At 44.6% G+C, this 368-nt stretch carries 1 protein-coding gene; it reads left to right on the top strand.

From position 1 onward, the window contains the following. Window positions 1-252 (top strand): hypothetical protein (locus B3Z75_RS10085; RefSeq protein ID WP_294071105.1); only part of this gene is annotated, 252 nt, incomplete at its 5' end. Window positions 253-368: the final 116 nt, after the last annotated feature.

Raw genomic sequence — 368 nt, 5'->3', positions numbered from 1 at the left:
TGGTATCAATTTATGGGCGAAACCGGGCAAACAGTTGGCAACAGGGTAAATGCGAAACTTAGTCTCGCTTATCGCTGTGATTTTTCTGAACGTTTCGAGGACTCGTATCCCCATTACGGGGTTGAAATTGAAGAAGAGGAAGATGGTAGCGGCTACCATCTCCGTATATTTACGCAAAATGAGCCGGGGAGCCCCCAAATCGACCGGGTTATATGCCGTGGACAATTCGCAGTATCCGTAAAACCAGGATAACAAGGCGCAACCTTCTATTATGAAAAAATGAAAACTTTATTAATGATTTGTTGTGTTGCATTTGTGACGGATGTAATCGGACAGACAGTTGTAGTAAATCCGGACGGGACTCACTC

Source organism: Proteiniphilum sp. UBA1028, from assembly GCF_002316955.1.
Taxonomy (GTDB): Bacteria; Bacteroidota; Bacteroidia; order Bacteroidales; family Dysgonomonadaceae; genus Proteiniphilum.
Note: the sequence above shows the minus strand (reverse complement) of the source record. Positions and strands in the feature narration are given on the sequence as shown.